We start from the raw sequence: 25,775 nt of genomic DNA on the forward strand, positions 1-25,775 counted from the left end.
GCCACCGCCGGAGGCCCCCCGCTATCCCACACGTCATGTCCCCGTAACCATCGATTCAGACAGCCTTGCAACCCTCACCGAATGAAACCGACCGCGCCACCAGGAGCAGAGCATTCCGCGCCCTCCGACGCGCCTGTCCTGCGCGCGGCGCGGAAGAATGAGTTCATGAGGCAGCCGAACACCCAGGCAGAGGTCCAGCACCCGCAGCCCTCCGTGGGCTCCATCGCCGCGCACCGCCCGCACACCGTGGCCGCGACCGTCTCCGACCTGGAGCCCGACATCGACGCGGACCTGGACGCGTACGAGGAGTCGGCGGCGCCCGGCGCCGACGGCACCGGCACGGACTCCGCCCTGCCCCAGGGCCGCTTCCTGGACCGCGAGCGCAGCTGGCTCGCGTTCAACGAGCGCGTCCTCGAGCTCGCCGAGGACCCGAGCACCCCGCTCCTCGAGCGCGCCAACTTCCTCGCGATCTTCGCCAGCAACCTCGACGAGTTCTTCATGGTCCGCGTCGCCGGCCTGAAGCGCCGCATCGCCACCGGCGTCGCCACCCGCTCCGCCTCCGGCCTCCAGCCCCGCGAGGTGCTGGAGATGATCTGGGCCCGCTCCCGCGAGCTCATGGCCCGGCACGCCGCCTGCTTCCACGAGGACGTCGCCCCGGCCCTCGCCGACGAGGGCATCCACCTGGTCCGCTGGAACGAACTGACGGAGAAGGAGCAGGCCCGCCTGTTCACCCTCTTCCGGCACCAGATCTTCCCCGTCCTGACGCCCCTCGCCGTCGACCCGGCCCATCCCTTCCCCTACATCTCGGGCCTCTCCCTCAACCTCGCGGTCGTCGTCCGCAACCCGGTCACCGGCCACCGCCACTTCGCCCGCGTCAAGGTCCCCCCGCTGCTCTCCCGCTTCCTCGAAGCGTCCCCGGGCCGCTACGTCCCCATCGAGGACGTCATCGCCGCCCACCTCGAGGAGCTGTTCCCCGGCATGGAGGTCCTGGAGCACCACGCCTTCCGCCTCACCCGCAACGAGGACCTGGAGGTCGAGGAGGACGACGCCGAGAACCTCCTCCAGGCCCTCGAGAAGGAGCTCATGCGGCGCCGCTTCGGCCCGCCGGTCCGCCTGGAGGTGGAGGAGTCCGTCGACCGGGAGGTCCTGGACCTCCTCGTGCGCGAACTGAAGATCGGCGAGGCGGAGGTCTACCCCCTCCCCGGCCCCCTGGACCTCACCGGTCTCTTCCGCATCCACAGCCTCGACCGTCCGGAGCTGAAGTACCAGAAGTTCGTCGCCGGCACCCACCGCGACCTCGCCGAGGTCGAGTCGGCGTCGGCGCCGGACGTCTTCGCCGCCCTGCGCAGCCGCGACGTCCTGCTCCACCACCCGTACGACTCGTTCTCCACCTCCGTGCAGGCCTTCCTGGAGCAGGCGGCGGCCGACCCGGACGTCCTCGCGATCAAGCAGACGCTGTACCGCACCTCCGGCGACTCCCCGATAGTCGACGCGCTCATCGACGCGGCCGAGTCCGGCAAGCAGGTCCTCGTCCTGGTCGAGATCAAGGCCCGCTTCGACGAGTCCGCCAACATCAAGTGGGCCCGCAAGCTGGAGGAGGCCGGCTGCCACGTCGTCTACGGGCTGGTCGGCCTGAAGACGCACTGCAAGCTGTCCCTGGTCGTCCGCCAGGAGGGCGACACCCTGCGCCGGTACAGCCACGTCGGCACGGGCAACTACCACCCGAAGACGGCCCGCCTCTACGAGGACCTCGGTCTGCTCACCGCGGACCCGCAGGTCGGCGCGGACCTCTCCGACCTGTTCAACCGCCTCTCCGGCTACTCGCGCCGCGAGACCTACCGCCGCCTGCTCGTCGCGCCCAAGTCCCTGCGCGACGGCCTGGTCTCCCGCATCCACAAGGAGATCCAGCACCACCGCGCCGGCCGCCCCGCCTCCATCCGCATCAAGGTCAACTCGATGGTCGACGAGGCCGTGATCGACGCGTGCTACCACGCGTCCCGGGCGGGCGTCCCGGTCGACGTGTGGGTGCGCGGCATCTGCGCGCTGCGCCCGGGCGTGGCGGGGCTGTCGGAGAACATCCGGGTCCGTTCCGTCCTCGGCCGCTTCCTGGAGCACTCGCGCGTCTTCGCCTTCGGCAACGGCGGCGAGTCCGAGGTGTGGTTCGGCAGCGCCGACATGATGCACCGCAACCTCGACCGCCGTATCGAGGCACTCGTCCGGGTCACCGACCCGGCCCACCGGGCGGCCCTCAACCGGCTGTTGGAGACCGGCATGTCCGACGGCACCGCCTCCTGGCACCTCGGCCCGGACGGCGAGTGGACCCGGCACGCGACCGACGCGGACGGCCAGCCCCTGCGCAACGTCCAGGAGATGCTCATAGACGCCCGGAGGCGCCGGCGTGGCACAGCGACACCCTGATCCGACGAACTCCCCGGCCGGTCCGGCCGGACCGGTGCCCGTGGAAGCCCTCGCGCGCTACCTCCGCGCCCAGGCCACGGAGTTCCTCCGCGCCCTGCGACTGCACCGCGGGTCGGGCGCGGGGACGGGCGCGAACGGTCCGGCCGGCAAGGGCGCGGACGACGGCGCCGCGGGCCCCGTGGACGCGGTCCGCGCCCTGCGCCGCGCGGCACGCCGCCTCAGCGGCACCCTGCACACCTACCAGCCGCTGCTCGACGCCGACTGGGCGGAGGCCATGCGCCCCGAACTGGCCTGGCTGTCCGGCACGCTGGCGATGGAGCACGCGTACGCCTCGCGCCTGGAACGCCTGCTCCAGGCGCTGCACCGCCTGTCCGGCTCGTCGGAGCTCCCGGCACGCCGGCAGGTGGCGGCCGCGGCCGTGTCCGCGGGCCTCCCCGCGTCCCCCGCGCTCCCGTCGGCCCCCGCGCCCCCCGACCGCGGCAGCCTCACCGTGGGCGCGGCCAAGGCGGGCGCCCTGCTCGACCGCCAGCTGACCCTGGCCCGCACCCGGGCCCACTCCACCGCCCTGCAGGCCCTGGGCAGCAGCCGCTTCCACGCGGTCGCCGACAAGGTCGCGTTACTGGCCAGCGAGGTCCCCCTGCGGGCGACCGCCGACGCCGCCGTCGACCTCCGCCCGCTGGCCGGCGCGGCACAGGGCCGCCTCGTCGACGCGGTGACCGCGCTGCCCCTGGTCACCGCGGGCCACCCGTACAACGCGGAGGCGCTGGTCCACGGCCTGTCCCCGGACCCGGCACCCCACCCGCAGGACGCCCCCTGGCACCAGGTGCGCCTGCTGCTGCGCCTGCACCGGTACGCACGCGAGGTCCTGGCCGGCGAGGACGGCCCGAGCGGCGAGGACGCCCGGCTGCTCACCGCGGGCCAGGCCCTCGACCGCCACCGCGACGCGTCGGAGGCCGCCGCCGCGGCGGCCCAGGCCGCCCGCACGCCGCGCATCACCCCGGCGACGGCGTACGCCCTCGGCGTGCTCCACGCCGACCAGCGCCACGAGGTCGAGGCGGCACGGTACGCGTTCCAGCGCGACTGGCAGAACGGGACCGTCCGCCCGACGCCGGCACCGTGAACCGCGACGGGACGGCGTTCCCCGCACGAGCACTCCGGAGGACACCGCCGTCCGCGCGGCCGCCCGCGCCCGGGCGGGGACGCCCCGTACGACGGGTGACCCGGGACCTCGCCGTGTCATCGACGTAAGCATTCCGTGACCTCACCGCACCGTCCTCAGGGGTTCACCCCTCGTTCATGCACGCCCATCGGCGGCTTCACCTGTTCTGCCTAATTTCGGCCTTACCCGACACGGGCCGCGTCGCGAGAACGCGCCCGTGTCACCAGTCCTCGCACGCCGCCGGAATTCAGGACGGCGGCTCCTGGAAGGAACTCCCTCAAGTGAAGCTTCAGCGCATGAACCGGCGGGCCCTCGCTCTCGGTGCTCTCGCCGTCTCCGGCGCCCTGGCCCTCACGGCGTGCGGCTCCGACGACACCGGTGACAGCGGCAGCGGCGGCGCCACCGCGAGCACGCAGGCCGGCAACATCAAGTGCGACGACGCCAGTGGCCAGCTCCTCGCCGACGGCTCGTCCGCGCAGAAGAACGCGATCGACGCGTGGGTGAAGCAGTTCTCCGCCGCGTGCAAGGGCGTCCAGATCAACTACAAGGGCGGCGGCTCCGGCGCCGGCATCACCGCGTTCACCCAGGGCACGGTCGGTTTCGCCGGCTCGGACTCCGCGCTGGACGCCGAGGAGATCACCGCCACCAAGAAGGTCTGCTCCGGCGGCCAGGGCATCGACCTGCCGATGGTCGGCGGCCCGATCGCCGTGGCGTACCACCTCGAGGGCGTCGACAACCTCGTCCTGGACGCGCCGACCCTGGCGAAGATCTTCAGCGGCAAGATCAAGAACTGGAACGACCCGGCGATCGCGAAGCTGAACCCCGACGCCAAGCTCCCCGACCTGAAGATCCAGGCGTTCCACCGCTCCGAGGACTCCGGCACCACGGACAACTTCACCAAGTACCTGATCAAGACCACCCCGGAGAACTGGAAGTACGAGGGCGGCAAGGCCTGGACGGCCCCCGGCGGCCAGTCCGCGTCCGGCTCCTCCGGCGTCGCCCAGCAGGTCAAGCAGACCAACGGCGCGATCAGCTACATGGAACTCTCCTACGCCAAGGGCTCCTCCGTGGTCGCCATCGACACGGGCGCCTCCCAGCCCGTCAAGGCCTCGGTCGAGGGCGCCACCAAGGCCATCGCGGACGCCAAGGTCGTCGGCACCGGCAAGGACCTGGCCCTGGAGCTGAACTACGCCACCAAGGCCGAGGGCGCCTACCCGATCACCCTGGTCACCTACGAGATCGTCTGCGACAAGGGCAACAAGGCGGAGAGCCTGCCGACCGTCAAGGCGTTCCTGAACTACATCGCCAGCGAGGACGGCCAGCAGGTCCTCGCCGACCACGACTACGCCCCCATGCCCGACGAGATCATCACCAAGGTCCGCAGCACCATCGCCGGCCTGAGCTGACCCGAGTGTGCGGTCCGGTCCCCCCGCGGGACCGGACCGCACCGTCCGGTGCACCGCCGCCAGGAGCCCCGCGCACAGCGGGGCACCGCAGACCGGAGAACCCGATGGACACAACCACGAAGACACCTCCTCTTCCACCCCAGCCGACCGTGGCCGAGCACGAGCGCACCGTCCGCGGCGCCACCCGTCCCGGAGACCGCGTCTTCCTCGGTCTCGCCCGTGGCTCGGGCATCTTCCTGCTGGTGATCATGGCCGCCATCGCGGTCTTCCTCACCTGGCGCGCCGCCGTCGCCATCGGCAAGAACGAGGGCAACTTCCTCACGACCTTCGAGTGGAACACCGGCGGCACCGAGCCGGTCTTCGGCATCGCGGTCCTGGCCTACGGCACGATCGTCTCCTCGATCATCGCCATGGTCCTCGCGGTCCCGATCGCCGTCGCCATCGCGCTGTTCCTCACCCACTACGCCCCGCGCAGGCTGAGCGGCCCGATCGCCTACGTGATCGACCTGCTCGCCGCCGTGCCGTCCATCGTGTACGGCCTGTGGGGAGCCCTGATCCTCGTCCCGCACATGAACGGCCTCTTCGGCTGGCTGAACGACTACTTCCGCTGGACCGGCATCTTCTCGTGGGAGGAGGGGCCGGCCCGCTCGATGCTCACCGTCGGCATCCTGCTCGCGATCATGATCCTGCCGATCATCACCAACGTGAGCCGCGAGGTGTTCCGGCAGGTCCCGCGGATGAACGAGGAGGCCGCCCTGGCCCTCGGCGCCACGCGCTGGGAGGTCATCCGGATGTCGGTGCTGCCCTTCGGCCGCTCCGGTGTGATATCCGCCTCGATGCTCGGCCTCGGCCGCGCGCTCGGCGAGACGATGGCCGTCGCCACCGTGCTCTCCCCGGACTTCCTGATCCACGGCAGCCTGCTCGACGCGGGCGGCGGCACCTTCGCCCAGAACATCGCCAGCAAGTTCGGTGAGGCGGACGAGTTCGGCCGTGACGCGCTGATCGCCTCCGGTCTCGTCCTGTTCGTCATCACCCTGCTGGTCAACGGCGCGGCCCGCATGATCATCGCCCGCCGCAAGGAGTACTCGGGGGCCAACGCATGAGCACCACGACCGTCCAGCACCCGAGCACGCTCCAGGGCGCCCGGCTGCCGAAGTGGTCCCCCTGGGCCATCGCCGCGGGGTCGCTCGCCGTCTCCGTCGGCCTCGGCCCGGCCGTCGGCATCGACAGCCAGGTCCAGTGGGGCCTGATCGCCGCGGTGCTCTTCGTCCTCGGCACGTACGTCATCGCCACCCGCGTCGAGGGCAGGCGTCAGGCCAAGGACCGCGTCGCGACCTCGCTGGTCTGGGTCGCCTTCCTGCTCGCCGTGGTGCCGCTGGTCTCCCTGGTGTGGACGACCGTCTCCCGCGGTGTGAAGGTCCTCGACGGCTACTTCCTGAGCCACTCCATGGGCGTCGTCGCCGACACCGAGCCCGGCGGCGGCATCTACCACGCCATCATCGGCACCGTGGAGCAGGTCGGCATCGCCACCCTGATCGCCGCGCCGATCGGCGTGCTCACCGCGATCTACCTGGTCGAGTACGGCCGCGGTCACCTGGCCCGCGCCGTCACCTTCTTCGTCGACGTGATGACCGGCATCCCGTCGATCGTCGCCGGTCTGTTCATCCTCAGCCTCCTGCTCATCTTCGACCTGGGCTTCTCCGGCTTCGCGGGCGCCCTCGCCCTCGCGATCCTGATGATGCCGGTCGTGGTCCGCTCCACGGAGGAGATGCTCAAGCTCGTCCCGAACGAGCTGCGTGAGGCGTCCCTGGCGCTGGGCGTGCCCAAGTGGCGCACCATCCTGAAGGTGGTCCTGCCGACGGCGGTCGGCGGTATCGCCACCGGTGTGATGCTGGCGGTGGCCCGCATCGCCGGTGAGACCGCGCCCGTCCTGCTGCTGGTGTTCGGCAACCCGTTCATCAACAACGACCCCTTCGAGGGGGCGCAGGCGTCGCTGCCGCTGTACGTCTACCAGCAGTACGCGAACAGCGCGGGCTCGGAACCGGCGTACGACCGCGCCTGGGCCGCGGCCCTCACCCTGATCGCCTTCGTGATGATCCTCAACCTCGCGGCCCGCGGCATCGCCCGCTGGAAGGCCCCGAAGACCGGTCGCTGAAGCGTCCATGTGCGGCTACCGCCGCGTGGGGCCATACAGCGACCGATCTCCGAAGACTTTTCCCGAAAGAAGCAGTGATTCCCATGGCCAAGCGCATCGATGTCAGCGGCCTCAACGCCTACTACGGCTCCTTCCTGGCCATCGAGGACATCTCGATGACCGTCGAGCCCCGCTCCGTGACGGCCTTCATCGGCCCGTCCGGCTGCGGCAAGTCGACCTTCCTGCGCACGCTCAACCGCATGCACGAGGTCACCCCCGGCGGCCGGGTGGACGGCAAGGTCATGCTCGACGACGAGAACCTCTACGGCGCCGGCATCGACCCGGTGTCCGTGCGCCGCGAGGTCGGCATGGTCTTCCAGCGCCCCAACCCGTTCCCGACGATGTCGGTCTACGACAACGTGGCGGCGGGCCTGCGCCTGAACGGCAAGTACAGGAAGTCCCAGCTGGACGACGTCGTCGAGAAGTCCCTCAAGGGCGCCAACCTCTGGAACGAGGTCAAGGACCGCCTGAACAAGCCGGGCTCCGGCCTCTCCGGCGGCCAGCAGCAGCGCCTGTGCATCGCGCGGGCGATCGCGGTGGAGCCGAAGGTCCTCCTCATGGACGAGCCCTGCTCCGCCCTGGACCCGATCTCCACCCTCGCCATCGAGGACCTGATCGGCGAGCTGAAGGAGCGGTTCACGATCGTCATCGTGACGCACAACATGCAGCAGGCGGCCCGCGTCTCCGACCGCACCGCCTTCTTCAACCTGGCGGCCGTCGGCCAGCCCGGCAAGCTGATCGAGATCGACGACACGGAGCGCATCTTCTCCAACCCGTCGGTCCAGGCCACGGAGGACTACATCTCCGGCCGCTTCGGCTAGGTCGTGAACTCCTCGCGGTGCTGCATGGCGGTGCCACCGCGAGGCGCAGAAGGGCCCGCCCCCGGAATCCGGGGGCGGGCCCATCGATGTGCGTGGCCGCGGGCAGTCGTACCGGGACGCGTGCGCCCCGCCGCTCCCGGCAGCCGGCGCGCTACAGCACCGCCAGATCCACCAGCCAGTACGAACACGCGGCCACCACCGCAGCCGCCGGCATGGTGATGAACCACCCCAGGATGATGTTCTTCGCGACGCCCCACCGCACCGCGTTCACCCGCTTCGTGGCCCCCACGCCCATGATCGCCGACGTGATCACGTGCGTCGTGGAGATCGGCGCGTGGAACACGAACGCGGACCCGAACATGATCGACGCACCCGTCGTCTCCGCGGCGAACCCCTGCGGCGGATCGAGCTCGATGATCTTCCGCCCCAGCGTCCGCATGATCCGCCAGCCGCCCGCGTACGTCCCGAGCGACAGCATCAACGCGCAAGCGATCTTCACCCACACCGGGATCGGATCGCCGTAGTCCTCGACGTCGGCGATGACCAGCGCCATCACCACGATGCCCATGGTCTTCTGCGCGTCCTGCAGGCCGTGGCCCAGCGCCATGCCCGCCGCCGACACCGTCTGCGCGATACGGAATCCCCGCTTCGCCTTGTGGGGGTTGGCCCGCCGGAACATCCACATGATCACCGCCATGACGAGGTAGCCGACGACCAGACCGATCACCGGCGACACGAACATCGGGATGATGATCTTGTCGACCACTCCGTGCCAGTACACGGTCGTGCTGCCCGCCAGCGCCGCGCCGACCATGCCGCCGAACAGCGCGTGCGAGGACGACGAGGGCAGGCCGAAGTACCAGGTGATGAGGTTCCACACGATGGCGCCGATCAGCGCCGCGAAGAGGATCCCCATCCCCTTCGAGCCCTCGGGTGTCTCGATCAGCCCCTCACTGACGGTCTTGGCGACCCCGGAACCGAGGAAGGCGCCGGCGAGGTTCATCACGGCGGCCATCGCGAGCGCCGCCCGAGGCGTCAGCGCCCGCGTCGACACGGACGTCGCGATCGCGTTCGCCGAGTCGTGGAAACCGTTGGTGTACGTGAAGAAGAGCGCGACCCCGATGGTCACGATCAGAGCGAAGGTGTCCATGGAGGGGTCAGGACTCCTTGACCGCGATGGTCTCCACCGTGTTCGCCACGTGCTCGAACGCGTCCGCCGCCTCTTCCAGCACGTCCACGATCTGCTTCAGCTTGAGCACCTCCATGGCGTCGTACTTGCCGTTGAAGAGGTGGGCCAGCAGCTTGCGGTGGATCTGGTCGGCCTGGTTCTCGAGCCGGTTGACCTCGATCCAGTACTCGGTGAGGTTGTCCATGGTCCGCAGGTTCGGCATGGCCTCGGCGGTCAGCTCGGCGGCCCGCGCGAGCACCTCGATCTGCTGGTCGACGCCCTTGGGCAGCTCCTCGACGTTGTAGAGGACGACCAGGTCGACGGCCTCCTCCATGAAGTCCATGATGTCGTCGAGGGACGACGCGAGGGAGTAGATGTCCTCGCGGTCGAACGGCGTGATGAACGAGGAGTTCAGCTGGTGGAAGATCGCGTGCGTGGCGTCGTCACCCGCGTGTTCGGCGGCCCGCATACGCTCTGCGATCTCGGCTCGGGCGGGTGCGTCCGCCCCGAGCAGTTCCATCAGGAGCTTGGAGCCCGTGACAATGTTGTCCGCGGACGCGGCGAACATGTCGTAGAAGCTCGTCTCCCTGGGGGTCAGACGAAAGCGCACGTGGGGTCCTCGGGGTGCATCGGTTTCGGTCAGGCTGATGCTAGGCGCATCATCCGGCCACGGCTAACGGGCCGTCCCCCAGTGTCGCCCATGAGGCAGAGTGATGAGCAGGGGGGCGACCGGGGACGGTGCCCCGCGCCGGTTCCACGGCACCCCTACCCCGGAAAATTCGGTACCATATACCCACCAGGGGTATATGTCGGCAATCTGCCCAACAGGAGGACGCGATGACGACCACCGAGGCCGGCGCAGGCGCGCCCTCCCCCACCGTGGACGCGGTGGAGACGGACGGGACGGACGTCGTCACGGACCACGACCGCGGTGTGCACGGGTACCACAAGCAGAAGGACGAACACCTCAAGCGCCTGCGCCGCATCGAGGGCCAGATCCGCGGCCTGCAGCGCATGGTCGACGAGGACGTCTACTGCATCGACATACTCACCCAGGTCTCCGCCTCCACCAAGGCCCTGCAGTCCTTCGCCCTGCAGCTCCTCGAGGAGCACCTGCGCCACTGCGTGGCGGACGCGGCCCTCAAGGGCGGCTCCGAGATCGACGCGAAGGTGGAGGAGGCGACGAAGGCGATCGGCCGCCTGCTGCGCACCTGAACCGGCGGCCCCGCCTACCGGTCGGCGCCGGGGCCGCGCTCCTCGGCCACCCTCAGCACCTCGTCGATGCTCTCCAGGCTGAGCCGCTCCCGGGCGGCCGAGGCCGCGATGATCAGCTCCCCGCACAGCTCTATCTCGGCGAGCGCCACGTGGTCCTGAACTGCCGTACCGCCGACCGGAGCCACGTGCGTCACCTCGTCTCTGCCGTCACCGGCTTCCTAGAGTAGGGAGCGGCCCGCACACCGCGCATGGCACGGAAGGGCTAGTTCTTGCCGTCCGCGCCTTCGCCCGCCGCCTCTTCCGGCCCCGCGGCGATCTTCCCCGCGTAGATGTCGTCCTCCTCCGGCAGCCGGACGCGCGCGACGGCGCCGAAGTCGTAGAGCAGCGTCGTCGAGGCGACGGCCACGGTGTCCCCGCCCCGCCCGTTGGCGAAGCTGAACCGGTGCCGGACCTTGCGGATGCGGCCCGCGTCGTCGAGGTAGGCGTCGAACGGCACCTCGGCGGTGGCGAACCCCTCGGCCGCCGCGGACAGCGCCGCCCTGTTGCCGTACGAGGCCTCCCGCGCCGCCCGGGCGAGGTCGGCGGTCCCCCGGTAGTGCCGCACCGCGGTCCCCGCCACCTCGGCGCGCCCCACGTACGTCGCCGTCCGCGTGCCCCGCAGCACCTCGGCGGCGGCGAGCGGGTCCGTCGCCCCGCCGGTCACCAGGTTCCCGTCGGAGAGCGTGGCGGTCGCCACCCTCACCCACTTGTCGTCGGGCACACCGGCGCCCCGGTTCTTCATGAACAGGGCACCCGGCGCCAGCAGCTCGGTGATCGGCCGGTGTCCGCTCGTGCCCGCCGGGTCCTGCGGCAGCCTCACCTTCAGCCTGCCGCGCCGCTCCCGGAAGTCGTAGACACCCTCGCCGCGGATGGTCACCCGCGTCCCGCCACTGGCCATCTCCATGGCCGTGCGGGCCCTGGAACTGCCGGCGGCCACCAGACGGTCCGCGGCCCGGTGCAGCACGCGGACCGGGTCACCGGAGCGGGGGTCCTGCGCGGCGGTTCCCTGGCCGGAGCACCCGGTCGCGGCCAGCCCCACACCGACCACGGCCCCGACGACGGAGGCCGTCCCCGGCTTCCTGCCCCGCCGCTCCCTCTCCCGTCCGACCATCGCCACCTACCCCAGCCGACACGGCCCTCCCGGACCCCCTGTCGTCCCGGCTAACGACGGGCAGGCGACCCCGGTAACGTGGTGGCCGTGGCTCAGCAGGACGCTCGTGAAGCTCCCGAGGACATTCCGGAACACCGCACCAGCACGGTCGAACAGGGTGCCTTCTGCACGGCCCGCTGCACCTGCGGCTGGCGGGGCCCGGCCCGCAGAGCCAGAAGCCAGGCCCGCACGGACGCCCAAACCCACCTGCCTCCCACGTAAGCCGCGTGGCCGCCACCCACTCGACGCCCCGTCACCGCGCCCACCAGTCCGGACACCCGGCCGGCCCAGCCCGTGGAACCCCCACCCCCACCACCCCGTCTCCCTCCCAGAACCCCACGGGACCCGGAGACGCAGATGAACCGGCGCACCTTCCTGAGCGGCACCACGACCACCGCCCTCACCCTCACCCTCACCACCACCGCGACGGCCTGCACGGGCACACCCCCCGGCACCCCCTCCGGCGCGGACAAGAACCCCGCCCCCACCCGAACCCCCCGCCCCACCCCCACAGCCACCTCCACCAGGCCGGCCACCGCCCCCACCCCCGCCGCCTGGACCGCCCTGGCGAAATCCCTGGACGGCACCCTCCTCCGCCCCGGCGACCGGCCCTGGCGCACAGCCCACCAGCTCTACAACACCCGTTTCGACACCCTCCGCCCCGCCGCCGTCGCCTACGTCGCCCACCCCGACGACATCCGCACCGTCCTCTCCTACGCCCGGGCCCACCGCGTCCCCGTCGCGATCCGCAACGGCGGCCACTCCTACGCCGGCTGGTCCTCCGGCGACGGCCGCCTGATCATCGACGTGTCGGCACTGAACCGCATCCGGACGAGCGGCACCGAGGCCACCGTCGGCGCCGGCGCCAAGCTGATCGACGTCTACCGTGCCCTGGCCGCCAAGGGCGTCACCGTCCCGGCCGGCTCCTGCCCCAGCGTCGGCATCTCCGGCCTCACCCTCGGCGGCGGCCACGGCGTCGTCTCCCGCGCCTACGGCCTCACCTGCGACAGCCTCACCCGGGCCACCCTGATCACGGCGGACGGCAAGCAGATCACCGCCGACGCCACCGAGCACAAGGACCTGTTCTGGGCCCTGCGCGGCGCCGGCAACGGCAACTTCGGCATCGTGACGGAACTCCGCTTCCGCACCCGCCCCGCACCGCAGGCCGTATCGGCGTACCTGACCTGGCCCTGGGCGAGGGCCGCCGCGGTCGTCCGCGCCTGGCAGGAGTGGGGCCCGGGCCAGCCCGACGAGATCTGGTCGTCCCTCCACCTGGAGGCCGGGCCCCGCGGCACCCCGACCGTGTCGGTCGCCGCCTTCTCCCTCGGTACCTACGGCGAGCTGCAGAACGCGGTCGACCGCCTCGCCGCCCGCATCGGCGCCCCGGCGAGCGGCGTTTCCCTCAAGCGCCGTTCGTACGAGGCGTCGATGGAGGTGTACGCCGGCTGCTCGTCGTTCGCCACGGACGCCCGGTGCCATCTCCCCGGCACCACGCCCGGCCGGTCACCGCAGGGCGTGCTGAAGCGCGAGACGTACGCGGCCCGCTCGGACTTCTACGACCGTTCCCTGCCGTCCGCCGGCATCCGGGCCCTGCTGTCCCAGGTCCGCTCGGTGCGCGGCGGCACCGGAAGCATCGCGTTCACGGCGCTCGGCGGCGCGGTGAACCGCGTCGCCCCGACGGCCACCGCGTTCGTGCACCGCCGCTCCCGGATGCTGGCCCAGTACCTCGTCTCGTGGCGGCCGGGCGCGAGCGACGCGGCGGCCCGGTCCTGGCTGGCGTCCGCACACGGTGCCATGCGCCCCTACGCCTCGGGCGCCGCGTACCAGAACTACACGGACCCGGCCCTGAAGGACTGGCGGCGGGCCTACTACGGAGACGCGGCCCCGCGCCTGGCGAAACTGAAGAGCCAGTACGACCCGGACCGTGTCTTCACCTTCCCCCAGGCCCTGTAGGCCTAGGCGGCGAGGTCCCGCTCCTCCGCCCCGGCGTTCTCCTGCCGGGCCCCCGGGATCACGGCGTCCCGCCCCTCCTCGGCTCGCCCCCGCGCGCTGACCAGCCAACCCGCCCGCGGCGACCGCTCGACGGCCTTGACCAGCGGCGTCAGCAGGGCCATGGCGACCGGCGACAGCAGCAGCGCGACGGCCGTGCCGAGGGCGAAGCCGCCGATGACGTCCGTCGGATAGTGCACGCCCATGTAGACCCGGGCGAAGCCGCCGAACAGGGCCAACACGATCGCTCCGATCCCGAACTTCCGGTTGGCGACGAACAACGCGACGGCCAGTGCCATGACGAGCGTCGCGTGGTCGCTCACGAAGGAGAAGTCGTCCTTGCCGGAGACGAGCACTTCCAGCCCGTCGTGGTCCTTGAACGGCCGGGGCCGCTCCACGAAGCCCCGTATCGGCACGTTGACGAGTACGGCGATGCCGGCCGCCAGCGGCGCCCACACCAGCGCGGCCACGGACGAGGCCGCGTCCGCGCCGCCCCGCCGTCGCACGCCCCACCAGCACCACAGCACCAGCAGCACGATCGCGAACAGCAGTCCGTACTCACCCACGAACTCCATGACCCGGTCGAACCAGTGCGGCGCGTCCTTGGCGAGTCCGTTGATGTCGTAGAGCAGCTCGACGTCGGGGTTCGACCCGGATTCGGCGAGTCCAGCCATGTTGCAGCGGCCCCTTCGTCATGTTCTCCGGCGCACCTTGCGCTCGGCTCTCCTGCCACCCCCGTGGTCGTAGATCCGTCGGCTCTTCTCCCGTGCCGCACACCTACACGACAACAGGAACGCACGGTCCCCGTTGATACGTTCCACACTCCACCGAATGATCACGCAGACGTTATCGAAGAGAGACTCGTCATCGCAGCTCAGGGGATGGGTTCACACGCGGTTCACAGCCTCGTGGGCAATGCTTTCGCGCCATCCTCGGTCACCCGCGTGGCCCCGAAGTAGTCGGGCGTGTCGATCCGGTCGAACCGGATCACGGCCCCCGACCGCGGCGCGTCGATCATGTACCCGCCACCGACGTAGATCCCCACGTGCCGGATGGCCCGGGAGTTGGTCAGGTCGTCGGAGAAGAACACCAGGTCCCCCGGCAGCAGTTCGTCCCGCGCCGGATGCGCCCCCGCGTTGTACTGGTCGTTGGCGACCCGGGGCAGCTTGATCCCGACACTCTCGTACGCGGCCTTGGTCAGCCCCGAGCAGTCGAACCGCCCTCCCTGCGCGGCGGTCCCGTTCCCACCCCACAGGTAGGGCGTCCCCAGCTTCTTCTGCGCGTACGCGATGGCCCCGGCGGCCTGCTCGGAGGGATCGACCCGCGTGGTGGGCGCGGCGAAGCTCTTCTCCAGCGTCGTGATCACCTTGACGTAGTTCCGGGTCTCCTCGTACGGCGGCACCCCCTGGTACTTGATGACCGCGTAGGCGCCCGCGTTGTAGGAGGCCAGCATGTTTTCGGTCGCGTTCCCGGGCACGTCCTTCACGTACGACGCGAGGGAGCAGTCGTACGAGGCCGCCGACGGGATCGCGTCCGCCGGATCCCACACGTCCCGGTCGCCGTCGCCGTCCCCGTCGATGCCGTGCGTGGCCCACGTCCCGGGGATGAACTGCGCTATCCCCTGCGCCGCCGCCGCGCTCCGCGCCCTGGGGTTGAAGCCGCTCTCCTGGTAGAGCTGGGCGGCGAGCAACGCGGGGTTGATGGCGGGGCACAGATTGCCCCACTTCTGCACGAGCCCCTGGTACGCCGCGGGCACGGTCCCCTTGGCCAGCTTCCTGGCCCCGCCGCCCGCACCGCCCGCGAGGTTCCCGGCGACGACGTAGACCCCGACGACCAGCAGCATCACGAAGCCGACGCCCAGCGCGACTGCGGCGCCCCCGATGAACCACACTTTGCGCACGGCCCAACCCTTCCCCATCCAGCCGCTTCCCAGGCCACGTCCGGCGAACACGACGCCGTCCCAGGATGGACCCGCCGACGCCCGCCGCACGGCAAGTCCGCCGAGAAGTCCATCCAGTGACGTTCCGTCACCAGTGTGAGGGCAGAAGCACGGCAGTGGCCAACGACGGACCGCACGGCACGTTGCGGACCCACCTCATTGCCCAGCGTGACACGCCGTGATACACAGAGTGACGATACAAATCTTTGCATACCGGTCCGCGCCACCACACGAGGGAACGGCGCGGACCGGTGGCAAGCTGTTCGTACGAAACCCGCCAATCAATGACGCCAAGTCGACATACGACAGCGGCATTGTCGGCGACAATGAGGCCTGACCTCTGCACGAACGCAGGGGGCGCGGAACTACCCAAACAGGGGCGGTGACTTACATGCTCTTTGCGGCCGACGAGGGAGACATCAACACCATCATCGGGGGGATCGCTCCGGACTGGGGCCCCTTCGGCAGCCTGGGCAACGAGGCCAAGGTGATGATCGAGGTGGTGATGGCCGTCGCCATCCTGCTCTGCCTCGGCATCGCCATCTGGGGCGCCGCCAAACAGCGCATCGGCGCCACGGCGCTCCGCGACACCTTCAGCGCCGAACAGGGCAAGGGCCTCATCATCGCGGGTCTGACGGGCGTGTTCATCATCGGCTCGCTCGGCACGCTCTTCACCATCGTGTACGGCATGGCCGTGTAGGCGGGCGCGCGGTCCCATCGGCCCCGCCGGGCGCGCCCGGTCCCCTCCATCCCACCCGCCCGTCGTGCCCACCGGCTGAGGTTGCGTTTCCCTGATGTCCAGTCACCACACCGCATCCGAGCGGGAGCCAGCACCGCTACCGTCATACTTCTACGGCATGGGGTACGAGGTGTTCCCGCACGACGTCGAGGGGGCGTACGCGGCATGAGTCTCGGAGACGACCACCAGTCCTCCGGCGGTTACGGCGGCACGGGCCAGACGCGGACGCGGCTGCCCGACCACGGCGGCGACACGTACGGAGGCGCCCGCCGCGGCGGGCGTTCGTCCTCGCGCAGCCTGGTCACCGTGGTCGGCGTGGTCGTCCTCCTGATCGCCGCGATCGCCTTCGCGAACCGTGGAGGAGACGATTCCGCAACGTCCGGCGAGGCGGCGACCGGTGACAAGCCGAAGACCTCGGCGACGGCGCCGTCCGGCGAACAGCCGGTGGACACGAAGACAGCCGGCATCCCCTCGGGCTTCACCCACGACCAGCAGGGGGCACAGAGCGCGGCGGCGAACTATGCGGTGGCGCTTGTATCGGCCGACATCCTCAAGCCCGCCCGGCGGGCCGAGATGATCCAGCAGGTCTTCGTAGCCGACAAGCAGGCTGCCCTCTCGGACAAGTTCGCCAAGGCCTATACGAAGGAATTCCTCAGAGACATCGGTCTCGATCAGAACGGCAACGCGACAGGTGGCAACACCTACGTCTCCCGCACCCTGCCCATCGGCACCAAGACCACGAGCTACTCCGAAACCGCCGCATCCGTCGATGTCTGGTGCACCGGAGTCTTCGGAACGGCGGGAGCAGAGTCGACCAACCCGGTGAGCAGTGACTGGTTCACCATGACGCTTCAGCTGCGCTGGGCGAACGGCGACTGGAAGGTCGACAGCTTCTCCCAGCAGGATGGCCCCGCTCCCATTCCCGGAGACAACAAGGCTTCTAGCGCCGACGAGATGGCCAAGGCCGTCCAAGAGTACGGAGGGTTCACGTATGCCCGGTAGCCCGCGCCGCGTACTCAAGGTCGCCGCCGCCGTCACCGCCGTACAGACCGCGGCCGTGTTTCTGGCCAGCCGCGCTGTCGCAGCACCCACACCGTCGCCGACGCCGTCGGACGACAACTGTGACCTCATCGTCGGCCCCGCCAAGGACTACTGCGAACGCGGTGAATCCGGCGGCGGCTCCACCGGAGGTACCGGAGGTGACGCCCCCAGCCTCACCTCCACCCTCGACCCCCTCTCCTCCCTCGCCAAGGGCTGCGCCGACGCCGCGTCCTGGACGATCGACAAGCTCAGTGCCGCCGTACAGGACACCGCGAACGTCGACTTCACCAACCAGAAGTTCCTCCAGCAGTACGCCGTCGTCTTCGCGGCGTCGACGATCCTCACGCTCCTCCTCTGGCTCCTCGCGGTCGCGAAGCGCGCCGTGCGCGGCGTCCCCCTCACCACCGCGATCTCCGAGGCCATCGGCTTCCTCTGGCTCACCGTCCTGGCGTCGGCGTTCACGCCGCTGATCCTCTACACGGTCGTCTCCGCGACCGACGGCGTCACCGACGTCCTCGCCAAGACCACCGGCGACCAGACGACCACCTTCTTCGGCACGTTCTCCGGCGCCCTGGAGAAAGGCGGGGACATCGGCGGCGGCCCGATCATGCTGATCGTCGTCTCCCTGGTCTCCATCCTCGCCGCCGGCGTCCTGTGGCTGGAGCTCGTCATCCGCGCCGCCCTGCTCTACGTCGGCGCCCTGCTCGGCACCGTCGTCTACGCCGGGCTGGTCGACAAGAACCTGTGGGGCCACGTCCGCCGCTGGGCCGGGATCATGATCGCCGTGATCCTGGTCAAGCCTGTCATCGTCATCGTCCTCGGCCTCGCCGGGGCGCTCTCCGCCGACGACGGCCCCGACGCCTTCTCGGCCGTCGTCTCCGGCCTCGCGATCATCCTGCTCGCCATCTTCGCGTCCGCGATGATCTACCGTTTCGTCCCCGGTTTCGGCGACGAGATCGCCGGGTCCCGCAACAACCGCATCATGCAGGGCGCCGAGGGCAAGGCCGCGGCCGTCATCAGCTCCCCGGCCAACCTCGTCGCCCAGGGCATCAGAACCCACAGCACCCGCCACAACGGCGACGGCGGAGGCGGGGGCCGGTCCAGCTCCTCCTCCGGGTCCCGTCCCTCCAACCCCGCGTCCGGCGGGGTCGCCGCGCACAGCTCGCGCCCCTCGAACGGTGGCGGCGGAAGTGTCCCCTCCGCCACACCCGCACCGCGCTCCGGCAGCCCGGTGAACACGCCCCACGCCAGCAACACCCGCAACAGCGGAACCAGCAACAGCTCAGGAGGTGACGGGCGTTGACGACCGAGTCCCACATGTCCCATCCGGTCACGCCCCGCCGTACGTATCTGATCGGCCGCGCCCGGCCGAACGCGATCGTCGGGCGCAACCGCGAGACCGGCGAGATCGCGCTGATCGTCGTGGGCGCGTTCCTCGGCATGATGTGCGGGCTCCTCGTCCCCGTCCTGACCCTGCGCATCGTGCTGCTCATGGGCTTCCCGCTGCTCGCGCTGGCGGCGGTCTACGTGCCGTACAGGCACCGCACGTTCTACAAGTGGTTCGAGATCAACCGCAGCTACAAGCGGACCCTGCGCCAAGGCACCACCTACCGTTCCGGCGCCATCGAGGCCGGCACCCGGCTGGACGGCCGGGAGGTCGAGATCGGCCCGCCACCGGGCATCGGCCGCATCACCTGGCTGGCGGCGCCCTTCGGCCCGGACGAGATCGCCGTCCTGCTGCACGCCGACCGCAAGACCGTGACGGCCGCGATCGAGATCGAGGGCCCCGGCGTCGGCCTGCGCGACTCCGAGGACCAGGAAGCCCTCGTCGACCGCTTCGGCACCCTGCTCAAGCACGTGGCCAACGGCGACGGCTTCGTCACCCGCATCCAGATGCTCGCCCGCACCCTCCCGGCCGACCCGGACGCGCACGCCAAGGACGTCGCCCTGCGCGGCGACGACAAGGCGCTGCCCTGGCTGCAGCAGTCGTACGACCAGTTGCAGTCCATGGTGTCCACCAGCAGCGAGCAGCACCGCGCCTACCTCGTCGCCTGCATGCACTACACGCGCGAACTGGCCGCCGAGGCCCACGCCATGGCCCGGGCCGCCCGGCCGCAGAACGGGCGCAAGACCGACCGGGACGCGGGTCTCGCGGTGGTGATGGCGCGCGAGCTGACCGACATCTGCTCGCGCCTGCAGGAGGCCGACATCCGCGTCCGCCAGCCGCTCGGGCAGGGCCGGCTCGCCTCCCTCATCCACTCCATGTACGACCCGGACCACCCGATCGACCACATCCAGGCGATGACCAAGCGCAACGCCTGGCCGGCCGAGCTGGACGCCATGGAGCCCACCTACCTCCAGGCCAAGACCCGCGAGTCCTCCACCCGCGCCCCCTGGTGCCACGCCACGGCCTGGATCAAGGAGTGGCCGATGACCCCGGTCGGCGTGAACTTCCTCGCGCCGCTGCTCGTCCACACCCCGGACGTCATCCGCACGGTCGCCGTGACGATGGACCTCGAACCCACCGAGGTGGCCATCGAACGCATGCTGACCGAGAAGACGAACGACGAGGCCGAGGCCTCCCGCGCCGCCAAGATGAACCGGACCGTCGACCCGCGCGACATCGCCGCCCACGGCCGCCTCGACCAGCGCGGCGAGGACCTCGCCAGCGGCGCGGCCGGCGTCAACCTGGTCGGCTACATCACCGTCTCCTCCCGGTCCCCCGAGGCGCTCGCCCGCGACAAGCGGACGATAAGGGCCTCGGCCGGAAAGTCGTACCTGAAACTGGAGTGGTGCGACCGCGAGCACCACCGCGCCTTCGTGAACACACTTCCGTTCGCCACCGGCATCCGAAGGTAGGGGCTGAGCCTGATGCGGGACCCGCTGTCCGTCCTCACCGACGCCTTCACGTCCTTCCTCTTCGGGAAGGTCGAGACGACCCGCCTCCCGGTCCGCACGTCGACCGGCCAGGCACAGGCGGTCTACCTGCCGACCGCCGCACCCGGCCTCGGCGACTCCGGCGTGATCATCGGCCGCGAGGTCTACTCCGGCAAGGGCTACATCTACGACCCCTTCCAGCTCTACGGCCAGCAGCTCCCCGCCCCCCACTGGCTGGTGCTCGGGGAGTCCGGCAACGGCAAGTCGGCGCTGGAGAAGACGTACGTCCTGCGCCAGCTCCGCTTCCGCGACCGCCAGGTCGTCGTCCTGGACGCCCAGGGCGAGGACGGCGTCGGCGAGTGGAACCTCATCGCGCAGGAGCTGGGGATAACTCCCATCCGCCTCGACCCGATGGCCGCCCTGGACCACGGCATCCGGCTCAACCCCCTCGACCCGGCGATCACCACGACCGGCCAGCTGGCCCTGCTCCGCACGATCATCGAGGTCGCCATGGGGCACGGCCTGGACGAGCGCTCCGGCTTCGCCCTCAAGGTCGCGCACGCCTACGTCAACGAGACCATCGTCGAGCGCCAGCCCGTCCTCACCGACATCGTCGAGCAGCTCCGCCACCCCGAGCCGGAGTCGGCCGAGGCGATGAACGTCGACATAGACGACGTGCGGGCCTGGGGCCTGGACGTGGCGCTGGTCCTCGACCGGCTCGTCGACGGTGACCTGCGCGGCATGTTCGACGGCCCGACGACCGTCGGCATCGACCTCGACGCGCCGCTCATCGTCTTCGACCTGTCCCACATCGACCGCAACTCCATCGCCATGCCGATCCTCATGGCCATCGTCGGCGTGTGGCTGGAGCACACCTGGATCCGCCCCGACCGGAAGAAGCGCATCTTCCTGGTCGAGGAGGCCTGGCACATCATCAACAGTCCGTTCGTGGCACAGCTGTTCCAGCGGCTGCTGAAGTTCGGACGCCGGCTGGGACTGTCGTTCGTGGCGGTGGTGCACCACCTGTCGGACGTCGTGGACGGGGCGGCGGCGAAGGAGGCCGCCGCCATCCTGAAGATGGCCTCGACACGGACGATCTACGCCCAGAAGGCCGACGAGGCCCGGGCGACCGGCCGGGTGCTCGGCCTGCCCAGGTGGGCGGTGGAGATCATCCCGTCGCTCACGCCCGGCATCGCGGTGTGGGACGTCAACGGCAACGTCCAGGTGGTCAAACACCTGGTCACCGAGACCGAACGCCCCCTGGTCTTCACGGACCGCGCGATGACCGAGTCCTCCGCCGACCTCACGGACGACGCCCTGCGCGCCGCCGAACTGGAGGCGGAGGAGCGGGCGGCGGCCTTCATGGAACAGCACATCGCCGACTCGTCCGAATCGACGGTGGCGTAGGCGCAGGGGGAGGCACGGGACGGATGAGACCGGAAGACCGGCGACGGGACGGCCAGGGCGGCGGCATCCCGGACGGCCTGCTGATCGGCATACTCGCGTTCCTCCTCGGCATGACCCTGCTGGTGTGGACGGCGACCGGTCTCGCCGCCCTGTTCTCCCACGGCTCCTGGCCCGCCGGCGTCACCTTCTCCGGCACCCCGCTCGCCATGCGCCACCTGATCGCCGAGCCCCACGACATCACCGGCGCCTGGCCGGACGCCCCCGCGGCGGCGCTCTCCGGGTACGGGCTGTTCTGGGGGCTGTTCATCGGCCAGCTGATGGTGCTCGTCGTCCTGGCCGTGTTCGTGATGGGCACGCTGGCCCGCTGGAAGGCGGTACGGCTCCGGAGACGGGCCGCGCGGCCCCCGGCCGAGCAGACGCCACCGCACGCCGCGGGCCAGCTGCCGCCCACCACGACGCAGGCCCCGCCGCCCGCCCGGACACCACCCCCGGAACCACAGGCCTTCCCGGAACCGGAACCGGCCGCCCTCCGCCACGAGGTGCCGCCCCCGAGAACCGCCCCGCACCCCGTCCCGGCCGCCGAGCCCCCGGCCCGGACGACGACGGAGCGGGCGCCCGCGGCCTTCCCCCACGACGGCGGCCGCAGCGGGCGGGAGAACATCCTGCTGGGCACGAGGGAGAGCCGCCGCATCACCGCCATCCAGGCCGTGGGCGACGCGGACGGCCCCGCCCTCGTCGTCACGTCGAACCCCGCCCTGTGGCAGGACACCAAGGACGCCCGCGCCAAACTGGGCCCCGTCCTGCTCTACGACCCCACCCACCTGTGCGACACCCCGGCCCGCCTCCACTGGTCCCCCACCGCGGGCTGCGAGGACAAGCCGACGGCACTCGCCCGGGCGACCGCACTGCTCACCCCGGTCCGGCCCACCGCACGCCTCGACCAGGCCGTCGGCGACGTCGCCACCACGCTGCTGCGCAGCTACCTCCACGCCGCCGCCGTCGACGGCCGCACCATCCGCCACGTCCACCGCTGGTCCCAGGGCGGCCAGCTCCAGGACGCCGTACGCATCCTCCGCACCCACCCCAAGGCCGCCCCCGGCGCCGCGGGCGAACTGGAAGCGGCCCTCACCGCCCACCCCGAGCGCCGGGACATGGCCCAGCAGCTGACCACCCGCGCCCTGGCCGCCCTCTCCACGGTCAACATCCGCGAGGCGTGCACTCCCCACCGAACTGATGCCCTCACCTTGGATTCCTTCGTCCACGAACAGGGAACCCTTTACGTGGTGGGTGAATCCATCGAGGACCCCCGTACGAGCCCGGGCGCGATGCCGCTGCTGACGGCGCTCGTCTCCAGCGTGGTCGAGCACGGCCGGCGCATGGCCGAACGGTCATCCTCCGGTCGGCTCGACCCACCACTCACGCTCGTCCTGGACGACGTCGCCGCCGTGGCCCCGCTCTCCCAGCTCCCGGAGCTGCTGGCCACCGGCGCGGACCGGGGAATGCCGACCCTGGCCCTGCTCCGCTCCCGCGAACAGGGCCGCGCCCGCTGGCCGCACGACGAGCTGCCGGTGTGACCGCGACGAGGGGTGCGGAGTGCGCGGGCGGGGGTCAGCGGTCGACGACGAGCTCCAGCTCCCGCTCCCCCGGCTCGTCCGCCAGGGGCACGGTCCGGCCGCTCGGCGCGAACCCCACCTTGGCGTAGAAGCCCCGGGCCCGCTCGTTGTCCTCGTGCACGATCAGCCGCACCCGCTCCGCCCCGGCGGCCCACGCCCACTCCAGTCCGGCGTCGAACAGTGCCTTGGCCAGTCCGCTCCCCCGCCACTCGGGGCGCACGAACACGCCGACGACGTGTCCCTGGCGCCGGTCCACGGGAAAGCCGGCCCAGTCCGTCGTCCCGGCCTCCTCCATCAGCACCGTCAGCGTGCCGAGCCACCGCCCGCCCGGGCCCTCCGCGACGATCTGCTGCGCCTCGGACGCGCCCTCGGCGGCCCTGGCCGCCCGCTCCTGCCAGTAGGCGTCCGACCGGCCCACGGCGTCGTCGTAGGTCTCGAGGAAGGCCAGGTGCGCGACCGGGTCCCGCAGCGCGCGCAGCCGCAGCTCCTTCACGGCGGGCCACTCGTCGGCGCGTATGGACCGGACCACGTAGTCACCGGGGACCGAAGCACTCATGCGGGCCAACGTAGTACCCCGGTACCACCTCCCTCACCTCATATACGGCCCCGGGACGGATGTCCGGCGCCCCGGCGCGCCCCGAAGATGGTCGGATGGAGCCCGTGGTGGAAGAGCGAGCGGCCGAGCCCCTCACCGAGTACGTCCAACGCGTCAACCGGCGGGTCCGCGCCTTCGACCGCCGCCGGCCCCTCGTGTGGGACCTCCACTTCACCGGCTTCTGGGTGACGGCCGCCCTGATCGACTACGCCGGCGGCGGCTGGCGCAGCGTCGCCCAGAACCCGGACGTCCCCGGCGGACTCGTCCTCGCCATGAGCCTCAGCCTCTCCGTCCCCCTGCTCTGGCGTCGCAGCCACCCCCGCGCCGCCCTCCTCGCCATGGTGCCGGTCGCCGTGGTGAACGCCTGGACGGGTGCCGCCCTGCAGGTCTCCCTGCTCCAGCTGGTCCTCCTCTTCCACCTCACCCTGCGCCTGCCCCTGCGCAACCTGTGGTGGGCGCCGACCCTGATGACGGTCCCGACGTGCGTCACACTGGCCCGGTACGGGGACGAGGCGGGCCCGTGGAACCAGCAGCTCGGCTCGCAGCTGCTGGCCATGGGGATCGTGGCCCTCATCGCCGTCACGGTCCGCACCCGGCGCAACTACACCGAGGTCCTCGAGGACCGCGCCCGCCGCCTGGAGACCGAACGCGACCAGCAGGCCCAGCTCGCCGCCGCCGCCGAACGGGCCCGCATAGCCCGCGAGATGCACGACATCATCGGCCACAACCTCTCCGTCATCACGGGCCTCGCCGACGGCGGCCGGTACGCCGCCACCAAGTCCCCTGAACGCGCCGCCCAGGCCCTCGACGCCATCGGCACGACCAGCCGCCAGGCCCTGGGCGAACTGCGTCGCCTGCTCGACGTCCTGCGCGACGAGGAGAAGGAGCAGGCCGAACTCGCCCCGCAGCCCGCCCTCGCCGACCTCGACCGGCTCGTCGACGGCGTCCGCAAGGCCGGCCTGCCCGTCCGCACGGCCGTCAGGGGCGACGCCGTGCTCCCACCGGGCCGCCAGCTCGCGCTCTACCGTGTCATCCAGGAAGCCCTCACCAACACCCTCAAGCACGCCGGCCCCGACGCCACCGCCCAGATCGACCTCTCCTACGAGGCGGACGGTGCCGTCACCCTCACCGTCACCGACACCGGCCGGGGCGGCCCGGCCCCCGCGCTCTCCGACGGCCGGGGCCTGCCGGGCATGCGTGAGCGGACGTCCCTGTACGGCGGCACACTCGAGGCCGGCCCGCGCCCGCACCCCGACCGGGGCTGGCGCGTTCACCTGCACCTACCGGAGGAATCCCCGCAGTGACCACCGTCCTCATCGCCGACGACCAGCCCCTCCAGCGTTTCGGCTTCCGGATGCTCCTGGAGAGCCAGGACGACATGACCGTGGTGGGCGAGGCCGCGAACGGCGCCGAAGCCGTCCGCATGACGGTCGAACTCCGCCCCGACGTCGTCCTCATGGACGTCCGCATGCCCGGCCTGGACGGTATCGAGGCGACCCGCCGCATCATCGCCGCCGGCCACCGCACCCGGGTCCTCATCCTCACGACCTTCGACCTCGACGAGTACGCCTACGCCGGCCTGCGCGCCGGTGCCTCCGGTTTCCTGGTGAAGGACGCCCAGCCGGAGGAACTCCTCTCCGGCATCCGCGCGGTCGCCACGGGCGACGCGGTGGTGGCCCCGAGCCTGACCCGCCGTCTGCTCGACGCGTACGTCCACCACCTGCCGACCGGCACCGCGGCGGACGACCCCTCCGACGGTTCCTCGGACGGCTCCTCCGACCCGCGCCTGGCCTCGCTCACGGACCGCGAGCGCGAGATCCTCATGGTCATGGGTCAGGGCTGGACCAACACGGAGATAGCGCAGCGCCTTCATCTGGCCGAGTCGACGGTGAAGACGCATGTCGGGCGCATCCTGGCCAAGACGGGTTCCAGGGACCGCGTCCAGGCGGTGATCCTGGCGTACGACACGAAGCTGGTGAAGCCGTCCTGAAAAAGGCCCTGAAAT

At 71.1% G+C, this 25,775-nt stretch carries 23 protein-coding genes; 16 read left to right on the forward strand and 7 right to left on the reverse strand.

What is annotated here, in order from left to right:
- Nucleotides 1-165: 165 nt before the first annotated feature.
- The 6 genes from JHAT_RS18305 to pstB all read left to right on the forward strand — a co-directional run bounded on the left by JHAT_RS18305 (nt 166) and on the right by pstB (nt 7,998).
- On the forward strand, nt 166-2,418 hold the full coding sequence (locus tag JHAT_RS18305) for an RNA degradosome polyphosphate kinase (protein WP_171990956.1): 2,253 nt from the start codon (nt 166-168) through the stop codon (nt 2,416-2,418).
- Complete coding sequence (locus tag JHAT_RS18310; protein WP_077799266.1) at nt 2,399-3,538, forward strand: CHAD domain-containing protein; 1,140 nt, start codon at nt 2,399-2,401, stop codon at nt 3,536-3,538. Before JHAT_RS18305 ends, JHAT_RS18310 begins: the two co-directional genes overlap by 20 nt.
- A 320-nt stretch (nt 3,539-3,858) precedes the next feature.
- The gene (gene pstS, locus JHAT_RS18315) at nt 3,859-4,983 is read left to right on the forward strand and encodes a phosphate ABC transporter substrate-binding protein PstS (RefSeq protein WP_077799267.1); all 1,125 of its coding nucleotides are present in this window, start codon (nt 3,859-3,861) and stop codon (nt 4,981-4,983) included.
- Nucleotides 4,984-5,087: 104 nt separating this feature from the next.
- A complete protein-coding gene (gene pstC / locus JHAT_RS18320; RefSeq protein ID WP_077799268.1) occupies nt 5,088-6,086 on the forward strand; it encodes a phosphate ABC transporter permease subunit PstC in 999 nt (332 codons plus the stop codon).
- Nucleotides 6,083-7,138: a phosphate ABC transporter permease PstA gene (gene pstA, locus JHAT_RS18325; protein ID WP_077799269.1), complete on the forward strand. Its 1,056-nt coding sequence runs from the start codon at nt 6,083-6,085 to the stop codon at nt 7,136-7,138. Before pstC ends, pstA begins: the two co-directional genes overlap by 4 nt.
- Nucleotides 7,139-7,221: 83 nt before the next feature.
- Nucleotides 7,222-7,998, forward strand: coding sequence for a phosphate ABC transporter ATP-binding protein PstB (gene pstB, locus JHAT_RS18330; protein ID WP_077799270.1), 777 nt, complete (start codon nt 7,222-7,224; stop codon nt 7,996-7,998).
- A gap of 151 nt (nt 7,999-8,149) precedes the next feature.
- On the opposite strand, the gene pitH is transcribed toward pstB, so the two are convergent.
- Entirely contained in the window at nt 8,150-9,148 is a 999-nt protein-coding gene (gene pitH / locus JHAT_RS18335; protein WP_077799271.1) for a low-affinity phosphate transporter PitH, read from the reverse strand.
- 7 nt (nt 9,149-9,155) lie between these two features.
- Nucleotides 9,156-9,776, reverse strand: a complete 621-nt coding sequence (locus tag JHAT_RS18340; protein WP_077799272.1) for a DUF47 domain-containing protein — start codon at nt 9,774-9,776, stop codon at nt 9,156-9,158.
- A gap of 227 nt (nt 9,777-10,003) precedes the next feature.
- On the opposite strand from JHAT_RS18340, the gene JHAT_RS18345 reads away from it, so the two are divergent.
- Nucleotides 10,004-10,381 carry a metal-sensitive transcriptional regulator gene (locus tag JHAT_RS18345; RefSeq protein WP_077799273.1) on the forward strand — a complete coding sequence of 126 codons (378 nt, stop codon included), beginning with the start codon at nt 10,004-10,006 and terminating at the stop codon, nt 10,379-10,381.
- A gap of 14 nt (nt 10,382-10,395) precedes the next feature.
- On the opposite strand, the gene JHAT_RS34675 is transcribed toward JHAT_RS18345, so the two are convergent.
- A complete protein-coding gene (locus tag JHAT_RS34675; RefSeq protein ID WP_077799274.1) occupies nt 10,396-10,575 on the reverse strand; it encodes a hypothetical protein in 180 nt (59 codons plus the stop codon).
- Nucleotides 10,576-10,643: 68 nt separating this feature from the next.
- A complete protein-coding gene (locus JHAT_RS18355; protein WP_077799275.1) occupies nt 10,644-11,531 on the reverse strand; it encodes a hypothetical protein in 888 nt (295 codons plus the stop codon).
- Nucleotides 11,532-11,927: 396 nt separating this feature from the next.
- Here JHAT_RS18355 and JHAT_RS18365 point away from each other — a divergent pair, with 396 nt between their 5' ends.
- A complete protein-coding gene (locus JHAT_RS18365; protein WP_077799277.1) occupies nt 11,928-13,523 on the forward strand; it encodes an FAD-binding oxidoreductase in 1,596 nt (531 codons plus the stop codon).
- A 2-nt stretch (nt 13,524-13,525) separates the two neighbouring features.
- Here the strand turns inward: JHAT_RS18365 and JHAT_RS18370 are convergent, their stop codons facing one another.
- Nucleotides 13,526-14,233 carry a phosphatase PAP2 family protein gene (locus JHAT_RS18370; RefSeq protein WP_077799278.1) on the reverse strand — a complete coding sequence of 236 codons (708 nt, stop codon included), beginning with the start codon at nt 14,231-14,233 and terminating at the stop codon, nt 13,526-13,528.
- A 224-nt stretch (nt 14,234-14,457) separates the two neighbouring features.
- Nucleotides 14,458-15,477 (reverse strand): NlpC/P60 family protein, encoded by a 1,020-nt coding sequence (locus JHAT_RS18375; RefSeq protein WP_077799279.1) that lies wholly within the window; start codon nt 15,475-15,477, stop codon nt 14,458-14,460.
- A gap of 412 nt (nt 15,478-15,889) precedes the next feature.
- Here JHAT_RS18375 and JHAT_RS18380 point away from each other — a divergent pair, with 412 nt between their 5' ends.
- From JHAT_RS18380 to JHAT_RS18405, 6 genes are all read left to right on the forward strand, one after another.
- Nucleotides 15,890-16,198, forward strand: coding sequence for a hypothetical protein (locus JHAT_RS18380; protein ID WP_019526682.1), 309 nt, complete (start codon nt 15,890-15,892; stop codon nt 16,196-16,198).
- Between the two features lie 204 nt (nt 16,199-16,402).
- Nucleotides 16,403-17,239, forward strand: a complete 837-nt coding sequence (locus JHAT_RS18385; protein WP_077799280.1) for a hypothetical protein — start codon at nt 16,403-16,405, stop codon at nt 17,237-17,239.
- Nucleotides 17,229-18,581 carry a hypothetical protein gene (locus JHAT_RS18390; protein ID WP_107481957.1) on the forward strand — a complete coding sequence of 451 codons (1,353 nt, stop codon included), beginning with the start codon at nt 17,229-17,231 and terminating at the stop codon, nt 18,579-18,581. Before JHAT_RS18385 ends, JHAT_RS18390 begins: the two co-directional genes overlap by 11 nt.
- A 14-nt stretch (nt 18,582-18,595) precedes the next feature.
- Nucleotides 18,596-20,137 carry an SCO6880 family protein gene (locus tag JHAT_RS18395; protein ID WP_077799296.1) on the forward strand — a complete coding sequence of 514 codons (1,542 nt, stop codon included), beginning with the start codon at nt 18,596-18,598 and terminating at the stop codon, nt 20,135-20,137.
- A gap of 12 nt (nt 20,138-20,149) precedes the next feature.
- Nucleotides 20,150-21,562 (forward strand): ATP-binding protein, encoded by a 1,413-nt coding sequence (locus tag JHAT_RS18400; RefSeq protein WP_077799281.1) that lies wholly within the window; start codon nt 20,150-20,152, stop codon nt 21,560-21,562.
- A gap of 23 nt (nt 21,563-21,585) precedes the next feature.
- Nucleotides 21,586-23,136 (forward strand): type IV secretory system conjugative DNA transfer family protein, encoded by a 1,551-nt coding sequence (locus tag JHAT_RS18405; protein WP_077799282.1) that lies wholly within the window; start codon nt 21,586-21,588, stop codon nt 23,134-23,136.
- A gap of 34 nt (nt 23,137-23,170) precedes the next feature.
- On the opposite strand, the gene JHAT_RS18410 is transcribed toward JHAT_RS18405, so the two are convergent.
- Nucleotides 23,171-23,731 (reverse strand): GNAT family N-acetyltransferase, encoded by a 561-nt coding sequence (locus tag JHAT_RS18410; protein ID WP_171990958.1) that lies wholly within the window; start codon nt 23,729-23,731, stop codon nt 23,171-23,173.
- Between the two features lie 95 nt (nt 23,732-23,826).
- On the opposite strand from JHAT_RS18410, the gene JHAT_RS18415 reads away from it, so the two are divergent.
- Nucleotides 23,827-25,074: a sensor histidine kinase gene (locus JHAT_RS18415; protein WP_077799283.1), complete on the forward strand. Its 1,248-nt coding sequence runs from the start codon at nt 23,827-23,829 to the stop codon at nt 25,072-25,074.
- Nucleotides 25,071-25,760, forward strand: coding sequence for a response regulator transcription factor (locus JHAT_RS18420; RefSeq protein WP_077799284.1), 690 nt, complete (start codon nt 25,071-25,073; stop codon nt 25,758-25,760). Before JHAT_RS18415 ends, JHAT_RS18420 begins: the two co-directional genes overlap by 4 nt.
- Nucleotides 25,761-25,775: the final 15 nt, after the last annotated feature.

The sequence above is a fragment of the Streptomyces sp. JHA26 genome (genome assembly GCF_002005565.1).
Classification (GTDB): Bacteria; Actinomycetota; Actinomycetes; order Streptomycetales; family Streptomycetaceae; genus Streptomyces.